This is a genomic window from Streptomyces sp. JK94 (assembly GCF_053613315.1).
In genome coordinates, this window is the sequence record NZ_JBSICH010000084.1 from 1 (window position 1) to 3,526 (window position 3,526).

At 69.3% G+C, this 3,526-nt stretch carries 5 protein-coding genes; 3 read left to right on the forward strand and 2 right to left on the reverse strand.

All coding sequences use genetic code 11. From position 1 onward, the window contains the following. Positions 1–270 precede the first annotated feature (270 nt). Positions 271–1,077 carry an IS5 family transposase gene (locus ACVV2G_RS33260; protein WP_453842038.1) on the forward strand — a complete coding sequence of 269 codons (807 nt, stop codon included), beginning with the start codon at positions 271–273 and terminating at the stop codon, positions 1,075–1,077. Here the strand turns inward: ACVV2G_RS33260 and ACVV2G_RS33265 are convergent. Both ACVV2G_RS33265 and ACVV2G_RS33270 read right to left on the reverse strand, forming a co-directional pair. Then, the gene (locus tag ACVV2G_RS33265; RefSeq protein ID WP_453842056.1) at positions 1,019–1,525 is read right to left on the reverse strand and encodes a hypothetical protein; all 507 of its coding nucleotides are present in this window, start codon (positions 1,523–1,525) and stop codon (positions 1,019–1,021) included. The genes ACVV2G_RS33260 and ACVV2G_RS33265 overlap by 59 nt on opposite strands. 471 nt (positions 1,526–1,996) lie before the next feature. Further along, positions 1,997–2,512, reverse strand: coding sequence for a hypothetical protein (locus ACVV2G_RS33270; protein ID WP_453846488.1), 516 nt, complete (start codon positions 2,510–2,512; stop codon positions 1,997–1,999). Positions 2,513–2,627: 115 nt separating this feature from the next. Here ACVV2G_RS33270 and ACVV2G_RS33275 point away from each other — a divergent pair, with 115 nt between their 5' ends. Further along, positions 2,628–2,927 (forward strand): transposase, encoded by a 300-nt coding sequence (locus ACVV2G_RS33275; RefSeq protein ID WP_453844447.1) that lies wholly within the window; start codon positions 2,628–2,630, stop codon positions 2,925–2,927. Further along, on the forward strand, positions 2,924–3,526 hold a 603-nt coding region (locus tag ACVV2G_RS33280; RefSeq protein ID WP_453844448.1), incomplete at its 3' end, for an IS3 family transposase. The genes ACVV2G_RS33275 and ACVV2G_RS33280, both read left to right, overlap by 4 nt.

Consider the following 3,526-nt stretch of genomic DNA (forward strand, 5'->3'; position numbering starts at 1 on the left):
ACTGGCTGTTCTCTATCCGTGCGGGTGCTCGGCCGGGGCTCGAACAGGGTGCTGGATCGGGTGAGTTGTCGGGTGTTCGGACATGAAGGAAGGGCCTCTTGGTAGCTCGCGGATGTCGAGTCCAGCGAGGAGCAAGAGGCCCTGTTGTCGAAGTGTCGCGTGGTCGCAGTGGCCGGGTCCAGTCCGTCCACTCCTGGGTGTGACTGTCTCGCCCACAGGTTCGGGAATGCGGCCGACCGCCCGGGGCGCCGGCCCCGGTACGGCTCGGACATGAGCGATGCCGAGTGGGCAGCAGTGCGGGATCTGCTGCCGGTTCCGGGATGGCTGGCCGGCCGGGGCGGGCGGCCGGAGGGTTACTGCCACCGGCAGATGATCGACGCGGTGCGCTACCTCGTCGACAACGGCATCAAGTGGCGGGCGATGCCGTCGGACTTCCCGCCCTGGCCGCGGGTGTATGCCTTCTTCGCCCGCTGGCGGGACGCGGGACTCGTGGCCGAGCTGCATGACCGGCTGCGCGAGGCGGTCCGTGATGCCGAGGGACGCGACCGGGAGCCGAGTGCGGCGGTCATCGACTCGCAGTCGGTGAAGGCGGACGCCACCGTCGCCCTCACCTCGCGGGGCTACGACGCGGGCAAGAAGATCAATGGACGCAAGCGGCACCTGCTCACCGACACGCTCGGTCTGCTGCTGGCAGTGCTGGTCACCCCGGCGTCGACCACCGACCGGGACGCCGCCCGCCTCCTGCTGCCCGCGGCCCGGGGCCGCTTCGGGCGGCTGGCACGGGTGTGGGCCGACGGCGGCTACACCGGCCACCTCGTCGACTGGAGCGCAACGCAGCTCGGCGTCGTCCTGGACATCGTCCGCCGCAGCGACGACATCCGCGGCTTCCAGGTCCTGCCCCGCCGCTGGGTCGTGGAACGGTCTCTCGCCTGGTGCCTGCGCAGTCGGCGCCTGGTCCGGGACTACGAGCGGCGCACCGACACCAGCGAAGCGGTCATCCTGTGGTCGATGACCATGCTCATGAGCCGCCGCCTGGCCGCCCGGTGTCAGGAGCCTGTTGCGGCGCGGGCGGCATGAACCTGCCCGGTTTCGCTTCGACCAGCCAGCCCCGTTCCACCAGCCGTTTCAGCCGGGCCCTCGCCCCTTCGACGCGGGAGGCGGACGCGCTGTCCCAGCCCAGCACCACCGCCGCCCGCCGGGCACCCAGCCCGTCGCCTCCCGCATCGACCGCGGCGGCCATCAACGCCTGGTAGTCCGGCGACAACTCCGCCACCCCACTCGCGTGTCGCCGGTGCGGCACCGCCCGGCGAGGCCCGACCGCCTTCCTCCGCGGCACCTCGCCGGCCCCGTCGGCGGGTGCGTTCTCCTCGGCCAACGCTTCCAGATACTGCTCCAGACCGATCACCCGGCGCCGGTGCACCTCCTCCGCCTCCGCCAGAGCCGCCCGCACCCGTTCCAGCTCGGCTTCGAGGTCCTTCACCTGCGCGGCTGCGGCCTTCTGCCGCGTCTCCAGAACCGCCCGCATCGACGGCATCCGCTACCTCCACGACATCTCGCCCGGCAACAAGCCCAGGCTCCCGCAGCAGCTGCTACTTCATGCCTGACCAGCGAAGACGTCACACGAGGTTCGGAAAGAGAACGGTCTCTAAGAGAGACCCCCCTGCGTCACCACGTCATCCGTCACCACAATGACGGCGCCTGACCTGCTTGAACGTGCGTGACACAGACACCCGGAACCCGCGTCACACCGCGTCACCCGCGTCACAGCCCCGTGACACACGCACCCGGCGGTGACAGACACGCGACACCGCCGAGTCACACGAACCCGCAGGTCACAGACCCGCATGACGCGTTTGACGCAGTGACGCAGAAATCCGCACCTCGGACACACGCCGCCGCCGGGCCCCTGAGTCGCCCACGGGCGGGAGCACCCACAGTGCTGAGGCACCCGAAGGGCGGTCCTCATAGCCCTTCCGCCTGAGACGGCCGCAGCGACCTACTGAGGCAGGAAACCGGGCGACGCCTGCCCGAGTTCGTGAAGGTGCCCGAGGTACTCCTGAGCGGCAGGCTCGGAGGCGTAGCGGCGCCTCATCTCGGCTGCGAGTTCGCGGCTCGTCATGATGAGCGACGGGACCGAACGGCGTTCCCCCTGGAGAGCACGTTCGCCCATGATGAGGGCCTGGTCCAAGTCGCCTTCCCGCGCGGCCGTGACTCCCAAGGTCACCCGCGCTTCCGCGTTGCGCATGGGTGAACGCTCCGTACCGTCGAAGTCTGTGCCGGTCCGGAGAACTTCCTCTGCCAGGGTCCGAGCAAGCTTGTCCTCGCCAACCAGGCGGTAGCAGTCCATCGAGTAGAAGTCGAACTTCGCGGGGTCCACCACAAAGTGGTTGTCGAGGTTCTCGGGATGCGGCATCCCTTCCAGCAGGTTGCGCCCACGATCCAGCGCGACCTCTACGCGCCGCCGGTCGCCGAGACGGGCCCACGCTTTGGCCTCTTGTCCTGCGAGCTGCACGGCAACGCCGTGGTCTGCTGCTGCCAGGGTCCCCGCCTCAGCCGCGGTGAAGCTTCCCCTTGATCGTGGACACCTGGAGACTGGGATCTTGAGGTTCCAGAGGAAGTAGCACCAGGTGGGAAGCAAGTACACGCAGCGGTACACCGAGGAGTTCAAGCGGGACGCGATCGCGCTCGTCGACTCCTCGGGCAAGACGGTCACCGCCGTCGCCCGGGAACTCGGCATCAGCTCGGAGTCCCTGCGCGGCTGGTACCGCAAGGCCAAGGCCGACCGGGGCGAGGGCGAGTCCGGTGAGCTGACCAGTGCCGAGCGCGAGGAGCTCAAGCGGCTGCGCAAGGAGGTCCGCGAACAGCAGCAGACGATCGAGATCCTGAAAAAAGCGACGGCCTTCTTCGTGAAGGAGAACGACCGGTGAGCGAGCTGTACCGGTTGATCCATGCGGAGAAGGCTACGTACCCGATCGTCCTGCTGTGCCGGGTGCTGAAAGTCGCCCGCTCCTCCTACTACGCATGGTGGGAGGGCGAGGCGGCCCGCCGTGCCCGGCAAGCCGCCGACGATGCGCTCGCGCACGAGATCACCGTGGTGCACATCGCCTCCCGCCACACCTACGGTGTCCCGCGCATCCACGCCGAACTACGCCGCCTGGGACGGCAGGTGAACCGCAAGCGCATCGCCCGTGTGATGCGTGAGCGCGACATCCGTGGTGTCACCCGGCGCAGACGGCGTTCGCTGACCCAGCCCGACAAGAAGGCGACGCCGGCCCCGGACCTGATCGGCCGCGAATTCCACGCCGAGCGGCCCGGCATCAAGCTGGTCGGCGACATCACCTACCTGCCCACCGCCGAAGGCTGGCTCTACCTCGCCTGCTGGCTGGACCTGGCCACCCGCGAGGTCGTCGGCTACGCCATGGCCGACCACCACCGCGCCGAGCTCGTCGTCGACGCTCTCAACATGGCCCACGGCCGCGGCGGCCTGGAGCCGGGCTGCGTGGTCCACAGCGATCGCGGCAGCGAA

Excerpts from the sequence above, each read along its gene's own strand:
- ACVV2G_RS33260 (WP_453842038.1), top strand. The coding sequence starts at position 271 with ATGAGCGATGCCGAGTGGGCAGCAGTGCGGGATCTGCTGCCGGTTCCG.
- ACVV2G_RS33265 (WP_453842056.1), bottom strand. The coding sequence starts at position 1,525 with ATGCGGGCGGTTCTGGAGACGCGGCAGAAGGCCGCAGCCGCGCAGGTG.